Annotated in this window: 20 protein-coding genes; 6 read left to right on the forward strand and 14 right to left on the reverse strand. The window is 50.6% G+C overall.

From position 1 onward, the window contains the following. Positions 1-9: 9 nt before the first annotated feature. The 3 genes from OGY10_RS08655 to citC are packed head-to-tail and all read right to left on the reverse strand — an operon-like array spanning position 10 to position 2,284. The gene (locus OGY10_RS08655) at positions 10-918 is read right to left on the reverse strand and encodes an aldolase/citrate lyase family protein (RefSeq protein WP_003831275.1); all 909 of its coding nucleotides are present in this window, start codon (positions 916-918) and stop codon (positions 10-12) included. After that, positions 915-1,211, reverse strand: coding sequence for a citrate lyase acyl carrier protein (citD, locus tag OGY10_RS08660; protein WP_003831276.1), 297 nt, complete (start codon positions 1,209-1,211; stop codon positions 915-917). The genes OGY10_RS08655 and citD overlap by 4 nt, the downstream gene beginning before the upstream one ends. Next, entirely contained in the window at positions 1,208-2,284 is a 1,077-nt protein-coding gene (gene citC / locus OGY10_RS08665) for a [citrate (pro-3S)-lyase] ligase (protein ID WP_003831277.1), read from the reverse strand. Before citC ends, citD begins: the two co-directional genes overlap by 4 nt. 391 nt (positions 2,285-2,675) lie before the next feature. On the opposite strand from citC, the gene dpiB reads away from it, so the two are divergent. Together dpiB and dpiA are read left to right on the forward strand one after the other, a co-directional pair. Continuing rightward, positions 2,676-4,337, forward strand: coding sequence for a sensor histidine kinase DpiB (gene dpiB, locus OGY10_RS08670; RefSeq protein WP_286576638.1), 1,662 nt, complete (start codon positions 2,676-2,678; stop codon positions 4,335-4,337). Further along, positions 4,306-4,986, forward strand: a complete 681-nt coding sequence (gene dpiA / locus OGY10_RS08675) for a two-component response regulator DpiA (RefSeq protein ID WP_003831279.1) — start codon at positions 4,306-4,308, stop codon at positions 4,984-4,986. The genes dpiB and dpiA overlap by 32 nt, the downstream gene beginning before the upstream one ends. Before the next feature lie 116 nt (positions 4,987-5,102). Here dpiA and dcuC read toward each other — a convergent pair whose 3' ends face one another. Beyond that, positions 5,103-6,488, reverse strand: coding sequence for an anaerobic C4-dicarboxylate transporter DcuC (gene dcuC / locus OGY10_RS08680; RefSeq protein ID WP_003022136.1), 1,386 nt, complete (start codon positions 6,486-6,488; stop codon positions 5,103-5,105). A 462-nt stretch (positions 6,489-6,950) separates the two neighbouring features. Between dcuC and pagP the strand changes: the two genes are divergently transcribed. Continuing rightward, on the forward strand, positions 6,951-7,514 hold the full coding sequence (pagP, locus tag OGY10_RS08685; protein ID WP_003831280.1) for a lipid IV(A) palmitoyltransferase PagP: 564 nt from the start codon (positions 6,951-6,953) through the stop codon (positions 7,512-7,514). Between the two features lie 189 nt (positions 7,515-7,703). Beyond that, a complete protein-coding gene (gene cspE / locus OGY10_RS08690; RefSeq protein WP_000034825.1) occupies positions 7,704-7,913 on the forward strand; it encodes a transcription antiterminator/RNA stability regulator CspE in 210 nt (69 codons plus the stop codon). A 52-nt stretch (positions 7,914-7,965) separates the two neighbouring features. Here the strand turns inward: cspE and crcB are convergent, their stop codons facing one another. Then, the gene (crcB, locus tag OGY10_RS08695; RefSeq protein WP_003831281.1) at positions 7,966-8,349 is read right to left on the reverse strand and encodes a fluoride efflux transporter CrcB; all 384 of its coding nucleotides are present in this window, start codon (positions 8,347-8,349) and stop codon (positions 7,966-7,968) included. Positions 8,350-8,439: 90 nt separating this feature from the next. On the opposite strand from crcB, the gene OGY10_RS08700 reads away from it, so the two are divergent. After that, positions 8,440-9,228 carry a deaminated glutathione amidase gene (locus OGY10_RS08700; RefSeq protein WP_008784083.1) on the forward strand — a complete coding sequence of 263 codons (789 nt, stop codon included), beginning with the start codon at positions 8,440-8,442 and terminating at the stop codon, positions 9,226-9,228. 128 nt (positions 9,229-9,356) lie between these two features. Beyond that, complete coding sequence (gene tatE, locus OGY10_RS08705; protein ID WP_003022699.1) at positions 9,357-9,560, forward strand: twin-arginine translocase subunit TatE; 204 nt, start codon at positions 9,357-9,359, stop codon at positions 9,558-9,560. Between the two features lie 98 nt (positions 9,561-9,658). Here tatE and lipA read toward each other — a convergent pair whose 3' ends face one another. The 9 genes from lipA to rsfS all read right to left on the reverse strand — a co-directional run bounded on the left by lipA (position 9,659) and on the right by rsfS (position 18,266). Beyond that, positions 9,659-10,624 carry a lipoyl synthase gene (gene lipA / locus OGY10_RS08710; RefSeq protein ID WP_286576640.1) on the reverse strand — a complete coding sequence of 322 codons (966 nt, stop codon included), beginning with the start codon at positions 10,622-10,624 and terminating at the stop codon, positions 9,659-9,661. Positions 10,625-10,830: 206 nt separating this feature from the next. Further along, entirely contained in the window at positions 10,831-11,472 is a 642-nt protein-coding gene (gene lipB, locus OGY10_RS08715) for a lipoyl(octanoyl) transferase LipB (protein ID WP_032942682.1), read from the reverse strand. 114 nt (positions 11,473-11,586) lie between these two features. Beyond that, on the reverse strand, positions 11,587-11,850 hold the full coding sequence (ybeD, locus tag OGY10_RS08720) for a DUF493 family protein YbeD (RefSeq protein ID WP_003022706.1): 264 nt from the start codon (positions 11,848-11,850) through the stop codon (positions 11,587-11,589). Positions 11,851-11,956: 106 nt separating this feature from the next. Next, positions 11,957-13,168: a D-alanyl-D-alanine carboxypeptidase DacA gene (dacA, locus tag OGY10_RS08725; protein WP_003022711.1), complete on the reverse strand. Its 1,212-nt coding sequence runs from the start codon at positions 13,166-13,168 to the stop codon at positions 11,957-11,959. 142 nt (positions 13,169-13,310) lie between these two features. Then, a complete protein-coding gene (rlpA, locus tag OGY10_RS08730) occupies positions 13,311-14,420 on the reverse strand; it encodes an endolytic peptidoglycan transglycosylase RlpA (RefSeq protein ID WP_128316850.1) in 1,110 nt (369 codons plus the stop codon). 10 nt (positions 14,421-14,430) lie between these two features. After that, a complete protein-coding gene (gene mrdB / locus OGY10_RS08735) occupies positions 14,431-15,543 on the reverse strand; it encodes a peptidoglycan glycosyltransferase MrdB (RefSeq protein ID WP_003022718.1) in 1,113 nt (370 codons plus the stop codon). 2 nt (positions 15,544-15,545) lie between these two features. Next, positions 15,546-17,447 carry a peptidoglycan DD-transpeptidase MrdA gene (gene mrdA / locus OGY10_RS08740; protein ID WP_003831292.1) on the reverse strand — a complete coding sequence of 634 codons (1,902 nt, stop codon included), beginning with the start codon at positions 17,445-17,447 and terminating at the stop codon, positions 15,546-15,548. A 30-nt stretch (positions 17,448-17,477) separates the two neighbouring features. Continuing rightward, the gene (gene rlmH / locus OGY10_RS08745) at positions 17,478-17,945 is read right to left on the reverse strand and encodes a 23S rRNA (pseudouridine(1915)-N(3))-methyltransferase RlmH (RefSeq protein ID WP_003022725.1); all 468 of its coding nucleotides are present in this window, start codon (positions 17,943-17,945) and stop codon (positions 17,478-17,480) included. A gap of 3 nt (positions 17,946-17,948) precedes the next feature. Further along, positions 17,949-18,266, reverse strand: coding sequence for a ribosome silencing factor (gene rsfS / locus OGY10_RS08750; RefSeq protein ID WP_003022728.1), 318 nt, complete (start codon positions 18,264-18,266; stop codon positions 17,949-17,951). Positions 18,267-18,368 lie beyond the last annotated feature (102 nt).

An 18,368-nucleotide genomic window follows, 5' to 3' on the forward strand; every position in this document is an offset into this window, starting at 1 on the left:
TTTTTTGCCTTATTCTTCGCGAATGCCGGAAAGTTCTGCACGGGAGATAACCAGAAGGGCGCGCTCGATAACCGGGCTGTCGACCATTTTGCCGTTCAGGGAAACTACGCCACGACCTTCGCGAGCAGCGGCTTCAGCGGCTTCCACAACCAGACGGGCGTGAGCCAGCTCTTTGCGCGTTGGGGCGTACAGGTTGTGCAGGAGTTCGATCTGGCGCGGGTTGATGAGCGATTTGCCGTCAAAACCCAACTGCTTGATGTGTGCGGCTTCGTGCAGGAAACCCGCTTCGTTGTTGGCATCGGAATACACGGTGTCGAACGCCTGAATACCGGCAGAACGTGCAGCCTGCAAAATAGAGCAGCGGGCAAAAAGCAGTTCAGTACCTTCCGGTGAGCGCTCAGTGCGCAGGTTACGTACATAGTCTTCCGCACCCAGGGCAATACCGATCAGACGTTCGGAAGCATGGGCAATTTCTACCGCGCGGGTAATGCCTAACGGCGATTCGATGGCGGCTAACAGACCGGTGCTGCCTGGCTCACGGCCACAGGCGTTTTCGATACGCAGAATTTCGCTTTCGATGTCGATGACATCCTGCGCGGTATCGGTCTTCGGTAAACGTACAATGTCAGCACCGCCACGTACCACGGCTTCAAGGTCGTTGATACCCCATTCGGAGTCGAGGGCGTTTACACGCACGATGGTTTCAACGTCGTGATACAGCGGATGCTGCAGCGCGTGGTACACCATGCGGCGAGCGGTATCTTTTTCACGCAACGCGACGGAATCTTCCAGGTCGAACATCAGTGCATCTGCCGGGTAGATGAACGAGTTGCTGACCATGGCGGCATTGGCGCCCGGTACGAACAACATGCTGCGGCGAGTACGAGTTTTACGTTGTTGCAAAGATTCGGAAATCACTGGCAATCCTCCCATGGCAGTGCCGGAATACCGCCAGCGCGGGCCAGTAGTGCTTCCAGTCGCGCACGTAAAATGCAGTCCAGTGCGCCTTTATCATCAACATTCAATTGCACGCCGCGTACGTTGTAGCGGGACAGAACGTCCAGAATGGTGGCCCGGATGGCATCACCGAACTGCTTTTCGACGCTACTGTTAACCTGCAGGTCAATATCCTGCGAATCGAGTGGGGCGATGCGAATCATCACATCACCGGACTCGAGTGTGCCTGCGACGGCTGCCTGGTTTATTTTCATTTTTCACCTGTTGCTAATGCGGGGGTATTTTGGCGGACTGCCGCACCCGATGAGGCTCGCTCAACCATGCTTTGCAGATACTGCAGCGTGGCGTCAGGGACCAGGGATGCGATAGCCGTGAGATCTTTTTTAACCAGCAGCTTGCGCACCCAGGAGGCGGAAATCGGCATCTCCTGGAAACACAGCCGCTCAATTTCCACCAGTTCAATCGGTGGGGCGGGAAGCGTTGGGGTCTCCAGCCAGTAACGCATATCGTTGTTGTACTGGGAGGTGACGGTGCAATACGGCTCAGTACCGACGAAGCGGTGCGTGACGCCGAGAGCCGGAGCCAAATACTGGCGGAAGATTTTCAGGTCTATTTCGGTGTAGCAGTGGTTAATAACGCTCTGCTCTTTGATGAAGTAACACGGGAACGTGGCGCGGGAAATGATGTACTCCGAACCGCGATGCACGGTTAAACGTGGAATGTCTTTTGTTCCTTTAAGCACCAGATCCAGGCGGTCTTCATACGGAAAACGTGAGGTATCTTCTTTCACCAAAAACAGATGCAGCCAGTCACATTGCGCGGCCGCCTGTTGGATCAGAAAACGGTGTCCGTTGGTGAAGGGGTTGGCGTTCATGACGATACAGCCAATTTTTTTCCCATCATGACGCTGTTTTGCCAGTGATTCGGCGTAGCGTTTCAGACGTGTGGTGCTGTTTTCCATCAATACCATAATGCCGGGAACGCTGGTGAGCGTAGAAAAACCGCACTGTTTAAACAGCGATTCGTACTCGGTTTTGGTATAGATGAAAAGGTGCGTACAATGGCGTTCATAGGCAAGGTTGATTAACTCGGTCGCCAGCGTCAGCGCTAAACCCTCGCCGCGGACAGATTCACAGATTGCGACACACTTAATAATATTCCCAGCGATACCACCGCAGGCAATCAGACGGTCGTCACGGGTGACGGTGATAAATACTTCGACGGTCGTATCTACGCTCAAATCATTCTCTTTCAGAAATTGCGCGATAGCCGCCATCTTTTTATTTTCTGAGCGTTTAACTTGCGTGAATATATTATTACCGAACATAGTGAATAGAGCCCCGATGCTATATTTGTTACTGGGTTTCTGTTTTTGTTGCTCTGTTTAGCAACCTGATAACGTTTTGTTTGCAATTGAAGGGAATGGTTTTTTATTACGGAGTATTTCTTTTTTTCCCTGCTGCATACATCGTAAGGGGTATTTTGGAGGTAATTTTTGATTTATTTCACAATAAGTTAGAAGGTTTTAATGTGTTTTATGGTTTTAAGTTTTTTAATTAATTTAACCCTAAAATAAGGTGTGGTTTTAATTTGTTTAATTGATTTAAGGTGGGGAATCTGCAACGATCTTGTTTTATACAATAACGTGTAAATAGAACATTTTAATTACAACTACAATGAGAAATTAGTTTTAGTTAACGTCGGTGAGGAAAAATGTGATGGCAGAACAGAAAAATAAAATACGGTTTCCTTTTTTCCGCAGTCTGGCGTTTCCTTTACGTATCTTTCTGCTCATTCTGGTCGTTTCTGTTTTTATCATTGCCGCCCTGGCACAATACTTCACCGCCAGCTTTGAAGATTATCTGGCAACGCATGTCCGCGATATGGCAATGAATCAGGCCAAAATCATCGCCTCTAACGACAGTATCATCACGGCGGTTAAGCATCGTGATTACAAGCGATTGGCGACGATTGCCGACAAACTGCAGAGCGGAACTGACTTCGACTACGTGGTTATCGGGGATACCAACTCCATTCGTCTATATCATCCGAACCCGGAAAAGATTGGCTATCCGATGCAGTTCACCAAACCCGGTGCGCTGGAAAAAGGCGAGAGCTACTTTATTACCGGTAAAGGCTCCATTGGGATGGCAATGCGCGCTAAAACGCCCATCTTTGATGACGATGGCAAAATCATTGGCGTGGTCTCAATTGGTTATCTGATCAGCAAAATCGATAGCTGGCGATCGGATTTCTTACTGCCAATGGCTGGGGTATTTATCCTGCTGCTGTTGGTTCTGATGCTGCTCTCCTGGTTTTTCGCTGCCCATATTCGTCGGCAGATGTTGGGTATGGAACCGAAACAAATTGCGCGTGTGGTACGCCAGCAGGAAGCGTTGTTCAGCTCGGTGTATGAAGGGTTGATTGCCGTGGATCCTGATGGATATATCACCGCAATAAATCGCAGTGCGAGGAAAATGCTGGGGCTGTCTTCACCTGGGAGAAAGTGGCTTGGAAAACCGGTGAGTGAGGTAGTTCAGCCAGTGGACTTTTTCACCCAACAGATTGCGGAAAAACGACAGGACGCGATGGTCAACTTTAATGGACTGAGCGTTATCGCCAACCGTGAGGCGATTCGCTCCGGTGACGAACTGCTTGGGGCAATCATCAGTTTTCGTAGTAAAGATGAAATTGCTACTCTTAATGCGCAGTTAACGCAAATCAAACAGTATGTAGAGAGCCTGAGGACGCTGCGTCATGAGCACCTGAACTGGATGTCGACCATCAATGGTCTGCTGCAAATGAAAGAGTATGACAAGGTTCTGGCCATGGTGCAGGGAGAATCCCAGGCGCAACAGCAACTGATTGACAGTCTGCGCGGCGCGTTTGCCGATCGTCAGGTAGCCGGTCTGTTGTTTGGCAAGGTGCAGCGCGCGCGGGAACTGGGTCTCACCATGACTATTGTTCCGGGTAGCCAACTGCATCAACTCCCCGAGGGGCTGGATAGCACAGAGTTTGCAGCAATTGTTGGCAATCTGCTTGATAATGCATTTGAAGCGAGCTTGCGCACCCAGCAAGGCAACAAGGTCGTCGAACTCTATTTGAGCGATGAAGGGGATGACGTGATCATCGAAGTTGCCGATCAGGGATGCGGTGTGCCGGAAGCATTGCGTGAAAAAATATTTGAACAGGGTGTGAGCACCCGTACCGATGAACCAGGTGAACATGGCATCGGTTTGTATCTTATTGCAAGTTATGTGAGGCGCTGTGACGGGGTGATTACGCTTGAAGATAACTCCCCCTGCGGCACCTTATTTTCTTTATTTCTTCCGAAAGTGAAAAAAAACAATGACGGAACCATTAACGCTATTGATCGTTGAGGATGAAACGCTACTGGCGGAAATGCATGCTGAATATATCCGCCATATACCCGGCTTCAGCCAGATTTGGCTGGCGGGTAATCTTGCGCAGGCGAGGATGATGATTGAGCGTTTTAAGCCCGGTTTGATTCTGCTCGATAACTACTTGCCGGACGGCAAGGGAATTACGTTATTGCATGAGCTAACCCAGGCGCGTTATCCGGGCGGTGTGGTGTTTACCACGGCGGCCAGCGACATGGAAACAGTCTCCGAAGCTGTGCGCAGCGGCGCGTTTGATTACCTGGTCAAACCCATTGCTTACGAGCGGCTGGGGCAGACCCTGACGCGTTATCAACAGCGTCGACGCATGTTGGCCGGTAATGATAGCGCCAGTCAAAAGCAGATTGATGAGATGTTTAATGCCTACGCGCGGGGCGAGCCGAAAGGGGATTTACCGACCGGGATTGATGCGTTAACACTGAATGCAGTGTTGAAATTATTTGCCGATCCGACGGTACACCATACAGCAGAAACGATCGCCCAGGCGCTCACCATCAGCCGAACGACTTCCAGACGCTACCTGGAGTACTGTGCCAGCCGTCATTTGATTATTGCGGAGATTATTCACGGTAAGGTGGGTAGGCCGCAGCGTATCTATCACGGCGGCTAAATGCTGATTTCTGACGTAGGCCGGATAAGATGCTTTAGCATCGACATCCGGCAACGTTGCAATCGAAATGCCGGATGCGGCGTGAATGCCTTATCCGGCCTACATTTCTCTGAGTATCAGCCGCCAACGACGGCTGAAGAAGAGCCTGGTACCATCACTTCAGTTGCGATAATCACAACCAACAGTCCAACCAGAACCGGAACCGAGGTACGTTTCACCACTTCGAACGGAGAAATCTTCGCCATACCAGCAACAGCAACCACCACGCCGGAGACCGGGGAGATTGTGCGTCCAAGGTTTGACGCCTGCAGCATCGGGATAACAAGGTAAGCTGGGTTAATGCCGGAGGAATGCGCCAGCTTAGGGATCATCTCAACGAAGGCATAGAACGGAGCGTTACCGGAACCCGTAGTCATTGCCGCCAGCATAGTCAGGATCACCAGCACCATCATCAGAATAATGCTCGCTGAACCAAACGAGGTAGCGATAGAAATCAGACTCTGAATAAAGCCGATTGTGCTCAGGCCCTGGGCAAAAACACCCGCAGCGACTAACAACATCACCACGTTAGCAAAGGCATCCGCCATGCCACGGTAAGCGACTTCCAGACCAGAGAAAACCTTTTGGGTGTTGAACCCACGTACGAACTCCAGAATAGCCGCGATGAGCATGCACAGAACCAGAATCGTAATGATATGCAGCTGTGGACCCCATTTACCATCAAAAATCAGGACGCCAACAATCGGGGTAAACGGCAGAATGGCGTAAAATGACGGAGCAGTCGTGGTGATTTCAGCCACATCTAACATTTCATGAGAAATGTTCTCTTTTTTATCCAGAAAACGCTGCCAGAAAAAGTGGGCAATCGCCATAGCAATGATGGCGGCAATGGAAATTGGCAGCGTGGTTTTAAAGGCGAAATCGATCAGCGGCATTTCCGCAGCTTTTGCCGCCAGCACCACATCACCGGATGTTGGTGAAAGAATAATTGCAGCAGGGGAGGCACAAATGGCCGCTGCGGCACCACGGCTGATCCCAACGTTAACCATGACCGGGAACAGTGTTGCCATCAGCAATACGCCCAGACCGGTTGCTGACGAAACCGCCAGTGACATCAGGCAGGCGACAAAATAGGCGGCAATCATTAGCAGGTAAGGAGAATTGATGTATTGCAGAGGCTTGGAGGCCAGCTTAACGACCATATCGTTCGCGCCAATGTGGGTCATATAAGCGGCAAAACCACACAGCATCATGATCATCATGCCGAGATCGCCACCACGGCTCATCAGCAAAATTTTAATATATTCAACAATGTCTGTTGCCGTATAGCCCGTTGATGCCGCGCTGGACGGCAAAACTTTATGCCCCATCAGCGCACTGATAATCAGCAAAACCAGACCACCAACAAACAGTACGCCTGTCGCGGAATAACCTTTAATGATGTAGCGCGCTACACCCACAATAACCACAACCCCAATAAGGAGTTCAATAAATGTCAACATCGTTTCCCCTGTCGCATTGCTGCCCAGAAAGTAAAAAAACTAAAAAAAGTAAAAAGTGGTGACAGAATGTGCCTAATAAACCGATAACTCTTGCTGATTAAAATCAATAAAAATACGGATTCAAGCGATGGTTAAGCCGTTTTTTCAGCATCGCGGTTTAAAAAAGAATCTCACAATAAGAAACTGTGAAGCGCAGCGCTGATGTGTGTGTTTTGTGGTGGTGATGAATATTAATTGTTAATTTATTGTGATGATATTTAACTTTTTTCGCAGGAAAGAACAATTTATTGGCAATAAAGAGAAAATAGTTCCTATTAGATGGCTCAATAAACTCATGGATAATTATCTTAAAAATTATAGGCTGAGGATTATTCTGATTTTTTAGCTGCGCATTTTTGTTAAGCTAACATTAAGGTTGGGTTTGCTACAATTAATAATAAATCCCAGGATGGTAATTAAGTTGTGATTGTCGCTAAACGATATTTTCTCATTTTTTCATTTCTTTTTATTCAGTTAGCTTTCATTCCCCAGGGCGCTGCTGAAGATAAAGGCTGGTTCGCTACTTTTAAAGACAACGTCAGTGAAACCTGGCAGCAGCCAGAACATTATGATCTGTACGTGCCGGCTATTACCTGGCATGCTCGTTTTGCTTATGATAAAGAAAAAACGGATCGCTACAATGAACGCCCATGGGGGGCGGGCTTTGGTCAATCCCGTTGGGATGATAAAGGTAACTGGCACGGGCTTTATATAATGGCCTTTAAGGATTCCTACAATAAATGGGAACCTATTGGTGGTTATGGCTGGGAAAAAACCTGGCGACCGCTGGCAGATGAAAATTTCCATACCGGACTTGGCTTTACCGCCGGTTTTACCGCGCGCGATAACTGGAACTACATTCCGGTTCCCGTGCTGTTACCGCTGGCATCGATAGGGTATGGTCCGGCAACGTTCCAGATGACCTACATTCCGGGAACGTACAACAACGGTAACGTCTACTTTGCATGGATGCGTTTCCAGTTTTGATGGACTACCTGTATTGTCAGGTGGATTATTAAAAAGTCTTTTAAAAACAGTGCGATATTAACTTTAACTGAAAAATAACGCGACATTTATCACTTTTTGATAAAGTTCGACTGGACAAAGTCCACCACAATTGTTGTACTGATACCCGACACAGCATTTGTGTCTATTTTTCATGTAAAGGTAATTTTGATGTCTAAGATTAAAGGTAACGTTAAGTGGTTTAATGAGTCCAAAGGATTCGGTTTCATTACTCCGGAAGATGGCAGCAAAGACGTGTTCGTACACTTCTCTGCAATCCAGACCAATGGTTTTAAAACTCTGGCTGAAGGTCAGCGTGTAGAGTTCGAAATCACTAACGGTGCCAAAGGCCCTTCTGCTGCAAACGTAATCGCTCTGTAAGCATACGACAGCAAGCATTCAAAACCCGCTTAATTGCGGGTTTTTTTTCGCTTCAGTGCGCGGGAGAGGCCGAAACCAGCCAGAATGCCAGGGCGGTCATCGCAAATGATCCCAACAGATTAACCAGTACATTCACCATAGCCCAACCAAAGCGTCCTTCCTGTAGCAAAAACACCACCTCAGCTGAGAAAGTGGAAAACGTTGTTAGTCCCCCGCAAAAGCCAGTGGTAATCAGTACCTTCCACATTGGATCAATGTTAGTCATGCGATTAAACCACGCCAGACCCATACCAATGATAAATGCGCCAAGTAAGTTTGCAGCCAGTGTACCGAATGGGATGGCCTGATGTAGCGGGTTAAACCTCATGCTCAACATCCATCTTGCTACACTACCTGTACCACCACCGATAAAAACCGCTAAAAGGAGTTGTAACACTGCATAATCCTGCTATTTGATTGTATATAGGATGAGTGTAACGCTGAATAATCGTAGTTGGCGAGCCTAACAACGTTTTCTGGAGGGAATATGTTCGTTGCAGCAGGGCAATTTGCCGTGGGACCTTCATGGGAAAAAAATGCAGAAACCTGCGTCTTTTTGATGTCACAGGCTGCAGGAGAGGGGGCGTCGCTGTTGGTATTACCGGAGGCGCTTCTGGCCCGTGACGATCTGGACCCAGACCTGTCAGTGAAATCAGCTCAACTGCTGGAGGGCGGATTTTTGACGCGCTTGCTGCGAGAAAGCGCGCAAAACGAGATGACGACAATCCTGACGATTCATGTTCCTTCTGTGCCAGGCCGGGCGTTTAACATGCTGGTGGCGCTACGGGCAGGTCAGGTCGTGGCCCATTACGCTAAATTACATCTCTATGATGCCTTTTCGATTCAGGAGTCACGAAATGTGGATGCAGGGGACGCCATAGCGCCGCTGCTGGACGTAGACGGGTTAAAAGTAGGGTTAATGACCTGTTATGATCTGCGCTTTCCTGAGTTGGCGCTGGCGCACGCATTGCAGGGAGCGGAAATTCTTGTCTTACCCGCAGCCTGGGTTCGGGGATCGCTTAAAGAGCATCACTGGGCTACGCTTTTGGCGGCAAGAGCGTTAGACGCGACGTGTTACTTGATTGCGGCGGGAGAGTGCGGTAACAAGAATATCGGCCAAAGCAGGGTCATCGACCCCTTTGGTGTGACCATTGCTGCTGCGGCAGAAACGCCCGCGCTAATTATGGCCGAGGTTTCCGCCGAGCGGGTGAGGCAGGTTAGGGCACAACTCCCGGTGTTAAGTAACCGACGCTTTGCTCCACCGCAATTATTATGACGTTTTTTTAAACAAGGCTTGATTCACCTTGTTACAGATTGCTATTGTGTGCGCGCGTCGAAAGGCCGTTAATATTCTCAGGTTAATATGGCGCTTTATGCAGCCTGGTTTAAGTCAAGAAGGTATCTATGGGTGAGATTAGTATTACCAAACTGCTGGTGGTTGCCGCACTGGTTGTTCTGCTGTTTGGTACCAAGAAGTTACGTACACTGGGTGGAGACCTGGGAACGGCAATCAAGGGCTTCAAGAAAGCAATGAACGACGATAATGCCGATGCTAAGAAAGATGCTGATGGTAGCGTTCAGGCTGAGAAGCTTTCTCATAAAGAGTAATGTCAGGAGCATGATGCTCTTACTGCATACTCTGCATGAAAAAAAACCGGCAATTTGCCGGTTTTTTTATTGCTGATATGTAAGTGAGTATTACACGATTACTTCACTTCCAGCCCTTTGGCCTGCATGTCAGCATGGTATGAAGAGCGAACGAATGGACCGCAGGCTGCATGGGTAAAGCCCATGGTCATTGCTTCGGCTTTCATCTCATCGAACTCATCCGGGCTCACATAGCGTTGAACCGGCAGGTGATGGCGGCTTGGCTGTAAATACTGCCCCAGCGTCAACATGGTTACACCATGGCTGCGCAGGTCACGCATGACCTCAATGATTTCCGCATTGGTTTCGCCCAGACCGACCATCAGACCTGATTTGGTCGGAATCTCCGGGTGCGCTTCCTTGAAACGTTCCAGAAGCTTCAGTGACCAGTTGTAGTCAGCCCCGGGGCGTACATTGCGATAAATACGTGGTACGTTTTCGAGGTTGTGGTTAAACACATCCGGCGGAGTGGCCGTGAGGATATCCAGCGCACGATCCATACGACCACGGAAGTCAGGCACCAGCGTTTCGATTTTAATCGACGGGCTTTTCTCACGAATAGCGGTGATGCAGTCAGCAAAGTGCTGAGCACCGCCGTCACGCAGATCGTCGCGGTCAACGGAGGTAATGACGACATACCGCAGCGCCATGTCAGCAATCGTCTGAGCAAGTTTTAACGGCTCGTTAGCATCAGGAGCAACCGGACGGCCATGGGCAACGTCACAGAATGGGCAACGGCGGGTACAGATTGCGCCGAGGATCATAAAGGTTGCAGTTCCGTGATTGAAACATTCAGCCAGGTTAGGGCAGGAAGCTTCTTCGCAGACAGAGTGCAGGCCATTTTTGCGCATTGCCGCTTTGATGCCCTGGATGCGAGTGGAGTCCGCTGGCAGTTTTATTTTCATCCATTCCGGTTTACGCAGCAGGGCTTCACGCTCTGTTGCCACATTTTTTACCGGGATAAGAGCCATCTTATCGGCATCGCGGTATTTAACACCGCGTTCCATCACAATGGGTTTACTCATAGCTTGCGTGTTCCAGTTGCGAATTACGAAGGAAAGCGTTTCAATTCAAGGGAATGTTGCATTTATCAACTATTTTTGAATTAGTGATACGCAGTATATCATTGAAACGGGCCAGAAAGCAGCCTGACAGGCTGGCAAAATGTAAAATAGTTGTTGTTTTGTGCCATTTGCCACAACATATGCCGTGGCAAAGTATGCGCGTATTTTCAGTCCGCAATGTACTCGTGCGGTGGGTTACCCAACAGCGCCAGAATGTTGGCCAGCAGCCGGGGGCGAACGCTCTCGGTCGTGGCGGTGCTATCCCACTGCGATACCTTCGCCATTTCCATTCCGGCATAACCACAAGGATTGATACGCAGGAAAGGAGACAAGTCCATATCCACATTGAGCGCTAAGCCGTGAAATGAACAACCTTTACGAATACGTAACCCCAAAGAGCAGATTTTCTTCTCTCCAACGTATACGCCTGGCGCATCGGCTCGCGGGTGGGCGTCAATACCGATTTCCGCAAGGGTATTCACAACGGTTTGCTCCAGCAGCGTAACCAGTTCGCGAACGCCAAGTTTACGACGCTTCAGGTTCAACAGCACATACATGACCTGCTGGCCCGGCCCGTGATAAGTCACCTGACCGCCACGATCGCTCTGGATCACCGGAATATCTCCTGGCATCAGTACGTGCTCTGCTTTACCTGCCTGACCCTGGGTAAAAACAGGATAATGCTCTACCAGCCAGATTTCGTCATAACTGTTTTCATCGCGGGTATCGGTGAATTCGTGCATGGCCAGAGAAACTGGCTCGTAAGGTTGAAGACCGAGCTGGCGGACAAGAATTTTATCCTGATACAAAACGGCATCTCCGTAGATACTCACATAGAGTAGAGAATATAAAAGAGGGGAAAAAGTATATCACAGGAGGGAGGGGTTACCCGAGCGGGGATGCAGCGGGTAACCAACAGGTTTTTACAGCACCATGCGAACGATATCGATATTGCCTAATTCTTCGTACAGCGTTTCAACCTGCTCAATGTGTGTAGCAGTAATAGTGATTGAGACCGAGTGGTAGTTGCCTTTGCTGCTCGGTTTTACCGTCGGAGAGTAATCACCTGGCGCATGGCGCTGTACCACTTCAACCACCTGATCAACCAGCTCAGGCAACGCCTGCCCCATTACTTTGTAAGTAAATGGAGTAGGGAATTCAAGCAGTTCGTTAAGTTTGGTTTTCATGTCAGCTCCGGCGTTACATCAATAAATAATAACTCCCACAGCGCGTGGGAGTTATCTGGATACCTAGTATATGGGGACGTAAATCACACTTTCAAGTGTTCGATTTTTAGCCAAACCAGTGATGGAACATTAATTTAATGTAATCAATGATTTTCCCAAAGAAGTTGCCTTCAGGGATTTCCTGCAGGACTACCAGCGGGCGCTGCTCAATGGTTTTGCCATCCAGCTGGAAGTTGATGGTGCCGACAACCTGGTTTTTCTGCAGCGGTGCGTGCAGTTCTGTGGTGTTCAGCACATAGCTTGCTTTCAGATCTTTCATGCGGCCGCGCGGAATAGTCAGGTAGACATCTTTATCTACGCCTAACGATGCACGATCGGTATTACCAAACCAGGCGGGCTCTGAAGCAAACTCTTTACCGACTTTCAGTGGGTTCACGGTTTCAAAGAAACGGAAGCCCCAGGTCAGCAGTTTTTTACTTTCGGTTTCACGACCTTTATAGGTGCGGCCACCCATGACGGCGGAGATCAGACGCATCTGACCTTCGGTTGCGGATGCAACGAGGTTATAGCCAGCCTTGTCGGTATGACCGGTTTTGATACCGTCGACATTCAGGCTGTTATCCCACAGCAGGCCGTTACGGTTTAACTGACGGATGCCGTTAAAGGTGAACTCTTTTTCTTTATAGATAGAGTATTCGTTAGGCACGTCGCGAATCAGCGCCTGACCAATCATCGCCATGTCGCGAGCCGAGCTGTATTGACCGTCAGCATCGAGACCATGAACGGTCTGGAAGTGGGTGTTTTTCAGGCCCAGCGCGTTCACATAGCTGTTCATCAGACCGACGAAAGCATCCTGGCTACCGGCTGCGAAGTCCGCCATTGCCACGCACGCGTCATTCCCGGATTGCAGGTTGATACCACGGATAAGCTGAGAAACAGGAACCTGCATGCCAGGTTTCAGGAACATCAATGATGAACCTTTAAAGACCGGGTTACCTGTAGCCCAAGCGTCATTGCCGACGGTGACCAGATCGGTTTCTTTGAATTTCCCGGCTTTCATCGCCTGGCCGATGACGTAGCTGGTCATCATTTTGGTCAGACTGGCGGGATCGCGGCGAGTGTCAGCGTTCTGTTCTGCCAGAACTTTACCTGAATTGTAATCAATCAGGATATATGACTCCGCATCGATCTGCGGAACACCCGGGATCATGGTTTTAATATTCAGGTCATCGGCATGGGCAGCAGAGAGAGAAGCTGCGCAGAGAGCCGCGGTGAGCGCCATACGCTGCACGAAACGAGCGGAAAAAGTGGTCTTCATGGTCTGAACTACGACGTCCGTGATGAAATTAAAAAAAGTGCCCTACTATAGCAAATGCAAAACGGGCAGGCATCTGACTTTCCGCGTGACTTTGTTAATGTCATTTACAGAAACTGACAGTTCAGATACCCGATTTACGTTATTACACGCCGGTGATGAAGGACTGTAATTGCGCCTCGGCTTGAAGACGCTGCTGCAATGTGGAGGCTTCAGCTTTGCTGGCGAACGGCCCCATCTGGATACGCCAGACTGCGCCGTTTTGTACCACCCGACCTGGGACGCCAAATTGCTGGCTTAAACGTTTTTGATACTGCTGCGCACGCGACTGCTCGCTGACTGCGCCAACCTGAACCACGTAGCGTCCGTTGGCTACTGCCGCTGGCGCAGGTGCTGCGACGGCGGCTGGTGTTGCTGCTGGTGCGGTTGGTGTTACCGGTGCGGTGGTGGTCGGTTGCGGAGCCGGAGGCGGCTCGCTACCTTCCAGCACGCCTGCAGCGAGCGTGGTCGGCGCACCGAGGAATCCACTGCTGTTCACTGGCGCACCGGTTGTATCATCGCTTTTCAACGTGGAATTGCTGATCGGACGAATATCGCCTTGCGGCTGACCCGCATCCGATGGCGCAGGCATGCTGCCCATATTGCCACCGCCGCTTAAATCAGGACGCGCGGGCAGGGCATAGGTTTGTTTCGCTACCGTGGTACAAGCCATTCCCGGCCCGGACAATGAACCATCCTGGGCGACGATGATCGGGTCGATACGCACTTTGGTATTGTTGGAGGTATTCAGACGGTCGGCTGCTGCACGTGAAAGTGAAATCACGCGATCGTTGCCATAAGGGCCGCGATCGTTAATGCGCACGACAATCATCCTGCCATTTGCCAGGTTAGTTATTCTGGCATAGCTTGGGACTGGCAGCGTCGGATGCGCTGCGGTTAACTGCATCGGGTCGAACGCTTCACCAGACGCGGTTAAGTTGCTTCCGGGTTCCGCATCATAGATAGCGGCAAGCCCTGCCTGGCTAAAGCGGGAAGGGTCCTGGACGATTTTGTAGCTCTTACCATCACGCTGATAGTCCTGATTCGCCGTTGGGTTCAGGGGTTCAAAGCGCGGATCGGCCCCGCTGATTTCAACAATCGGACCATTACACACCGCAGGCTGCGGCGCGACAGCACCCTGTTGCTGACCATCATCACTCGAACACGCCGCGAGCATTCCTGCTGCGATGCAGATACCAAGCCACTGCTTACGCATTGCGTACCCCTTACACGCTTTTCGACAACATTTTTCTATGGGTATGGATCGACATAACAATCCCGAACCCAGCCATCAGCACGATAAGTGCCGAGCCTCCGTAACTAACCAGTGGGAGAGGAACGCCAACCACGGGCAGAATACCGCTCACCATACCAATATTTACGAAGACATAAACGAATAATATCAACATTAAACCACCCGCCATGACGCGACCAAAGGTGGTTTGCGCGTGGGCAGCGATCCATAATCCGCGCATAATCAGCAAAATGTACAGCGCCAGCAGAATTAAGATCCCTACCAGACCCAGTTCTTCCGCTAATACCGCGAAGATAAAATCTGTATGACGTTCGGGTAAAAACTCAAGCTGTGACTGCGTACCGTGTAGCCAGCCCTTACCACGTAGACCGCCGGAGCCAATAGCAATTTTAGACTGAATGATGTGATAACCCGCACCCAGCGGATCGGTTTCCGGATCGAGTAACATCATGACGCGCTGGCGTTGATAATCATGCATCAGGAAGAACCACAGTATCGGGATAAACGCCGCAACCAGGACTACCGCAACACCGATTAAACGCCAGCTCAAACCAGAAAGGAACAGAACAAACAGACCGGAAAGAGCGACCAGTATTGAAGTTCCGAGGTCTGGCTGGGCGGCCACCAGCAGGGTGGGCATAAATATCAGCACCAACGCAATGGCGGTATTTTTTAGCGATGGCGGGCAAACATCACGGTTGATGAAGCGCGCGACCATCAGCGGCACGGCAATCTTGGCGATTTCGGAGGGCTGAAAACGCACAATCCCCAAATCCAGCCAGCGCTGCGCACCTTTGGAGATAGCGCCGAAGGCATCTACTGCCACCAACAAAATGATGCAAAAGATGTAGAGATAGGGAGCCCAGCCTTCATAAACTCGGGGCGGGATTTGCGCCATCACCACCATGATGACCAGGCCCATTGCGATCTGACCGACCTTGCGCTCCATCATGCCAATATCCTGGCCGCTGGCGCTCCAGATGACCAGCGAGCTGTAAACCAGCAGCGCCAGCAAAATAAGCAACATCGTGGGATCGATGTGGATTTTGTCCCAGAATGTTTTTTTGTTCGGATTATCCGTCACGATTATTGGTCCTCCGCTGCTGCAACCGCGGGGTTTTCTGCAGGCAGATTGGTGTTATTGTCGCCCAACATAATGTGGTCAAGGATCTGGCGCATAATGGTACCCACAGCCGGGCCCGCGCCACCGTTCTCAAGAATTATGGCGACAGCAACCTGGGGCTTATCATAGGGTGCGAAGGCCGTCATCAGCTTGTGGTCACGTAAGCGCTCGGCGATCTTATGTGCGTTATAGGTTTCATTGGCTTTCAGGCCAAAGACCTGTGCAGTACCGGATTTCGCCGCAATTTTGTAAGGTGCGCCAGCGAAATATTTGTGTGCAGTACCGTTAGGACGGTTGGCTACACCGTACATGCCGTCTTTTGCGATTTCCCAATAACCGGAATGAATGTCACCAACGGGTGGTTCGTGCGGCTGGATCCACGGCACTTGCTTGCCGTTTTCTGCTGTGCTCATCAGCAGATGCGGGACTTTTACCAAACCGTCGTTGATAAGGATCATCAGCGCTTTACTCATCTGGATAGGGGTTGCCGTCCAGTAACCCTGACCGATGCCGACCGGAATGGTATCACCCTGGTACCATGGCTTTTTAAACCGTTTTTGCTTCCACTCGCGGGTTGGCATGTTTCCGGCGCGCTCTTCGGCAAGATCGATACCCGTATATTGGCCGTAGCCAAACTTGCTCATCCACTCTGAAAGGCGGTCTATCCCCATATCATAGGCGATTTGATAGAAAAACGTATCCGCCGACTCTTCCAGAGAACGGGTGATGTTCAGATGGCCGTGCCCCCATTTTTTCCAGTCGCGGTAACGTTTTTCAGAGCCCGGTAATTGCCACCAACCCGGATCGAACAGACCAGTATTGCGGGTGATGACGCCTGCACTTAATGCAGAAACCGCGACGTAAGGTTTAACCGTCGAAGCAGGAGGGTAGACACCCTGAGTCGCGCGGTTAACCAATGGGGTATTCGGGTCATTGAGCAATCCAGAGTAATCTTTGCTGGATATGCCATCCACAAACAGGTTCGGGTCGTAGCTCGGCATGGACACCAGTGCGAGAACGCCACCGGTACGCGGGTCGGTGACTACCACCGCGGCACGACTGCCCGCCAGCAGCGTTTCGATGTACTGCTGGAGTTTCAGGTCAAGGGTGAGATAGATATCGTGCCCGGCCTGCGGCGCCACTTCTTTCAGTTGGCGAATGACGCGGCCACGGTTGTTCACTTCAACTTCTTCATAACCCGTCTGGCCGTGAAGTACGTCTTCATAATAGCGTTCAATACCCAATTTACCGATGTCGTGCGTCGCCGCGTAGTTGGCCAGCTTGCCGTCTTTGTCCAGGCGGTCCACGTCTTTATCGTTGATCTTCGATACGTAGCCAATGACGTGGGTCAGCGCAGAGCCGTAGGGGTAATAGCGGCGTTTATAGCCTTTAACTTCGACGCCGGGAAAGCGATATTGATTAACGGCGAATCGGGCCACCTGCACTTCACTGAGGTTAGTTTTTACCGGAATGGAGGTGAAGCGGTGTGAACGGGCGCGCTCTTTTTTAAAGGCGGCAATGTCGTCGTCCGTCAGGTCTACGACGTTACGCAGCGCGTCGAGGGTATCCTGAACGTTGTCGACCTTTTCCGGCATCATTTCTATCTGATAAATGGTGCGGTTAAGGGCGAGCGGAATTCCGTTACGGTCATAAATGATGCCGCGACTGGGGGCGATAGGCACCAGTTTGATGCGGTTTTCGTTCGAGCGAGTCTGATAATCAGTAAAGCGAACGATTTGCAGATTATAAAGGTTGGCGATCAGCACGCCGGTGAGCAGCAAAATCCCCAAAAAAGCGACCAGCGCCCGGCGCACAAACAGCGCGGACTCAGCCGAATAGTCGCGAAAAGAATTCTGTAGTTTCATCCGCTGCTTAATCTACTCAAGAATCAATGATCACTCACGGTGATAAGGATGGTTGGTGGTGATGCTCCACGCCCTGTACAGACTCTCCGCGACCAGAACCCGAACAAGAGGGTGAGGAAGGGTTAACGCAGAGAGTGACCAGCTTTGTTCCGCTGCCGCTTTACAGGCAGGGGAGAGACCTTCCGGCCCGCCAATCAACAGACTGACGTCACGACCGTCCAGTTTCCAGCGTTCCAGTTCAGTCGCCAGCTGCGGCGTGTCCCAGGGTTTACCAGGGATATCAAGGGTGACGATGCGGTTTTTGCCTGCGGCAGCCAGCATCTGCTCACCCTCTTTGTCGAGAATGCGTTTAATATCCGCGTTCTTGCCGCGTTTTCCTGCCGGGATTTCGATCAGCTCAAAGGGCATATCTTTCGGAAACCGACGGAGATACTCCGTAAACCCGGTTTGCACCCAGTCAGGCATTTTCGTACCCACAGCGACAAGTTGCAGCTTCACGCATTAACTCCAGAGTTTTTCCAGTTCATACAGGCGACGGCTTTCTTCCTGCATCACGTGGACAATCACATCACCGAGGTCAACGACGATCCAGTCTGCAACGTTCTCGCCTTCTACGCCGAGCGGCAGCAGGCCAGCTGTGCGGGACTCCTGAACAACGTGGTCTGCGATAGACATTACATGGCGGCTGGACGTGCCGGTGCAGATAATCATGCAATCAGTGATGCTGGATTTGCCCTGAACGTCTAAGGCGATGATGTCTTGACCTTTCAGGTCATCAATTTTGTCGATTACAAAATCCTGAAGTGCTTTACCCTGCAAGTGTTCCCCCTGGGTGAAAAGAGTTAAAAACGTCTGTTAGTATACCTGAACCAGAGGCGATATCGGGACAAATGTCTCCGAAAGCGCTTTTGAAGTGCGCTA

Origin of the sequence: Citrobacter sp. Cpo148 (assembly GCF_030332375.1) — a bacterium.
Taxonomy (GTDB): Bacteria; Pseudomonadota; Gammaproteobacteria; order Enterobacterales; family Enterobacteriaceae; genus Citrobacter; species Citrobacter portucalensis.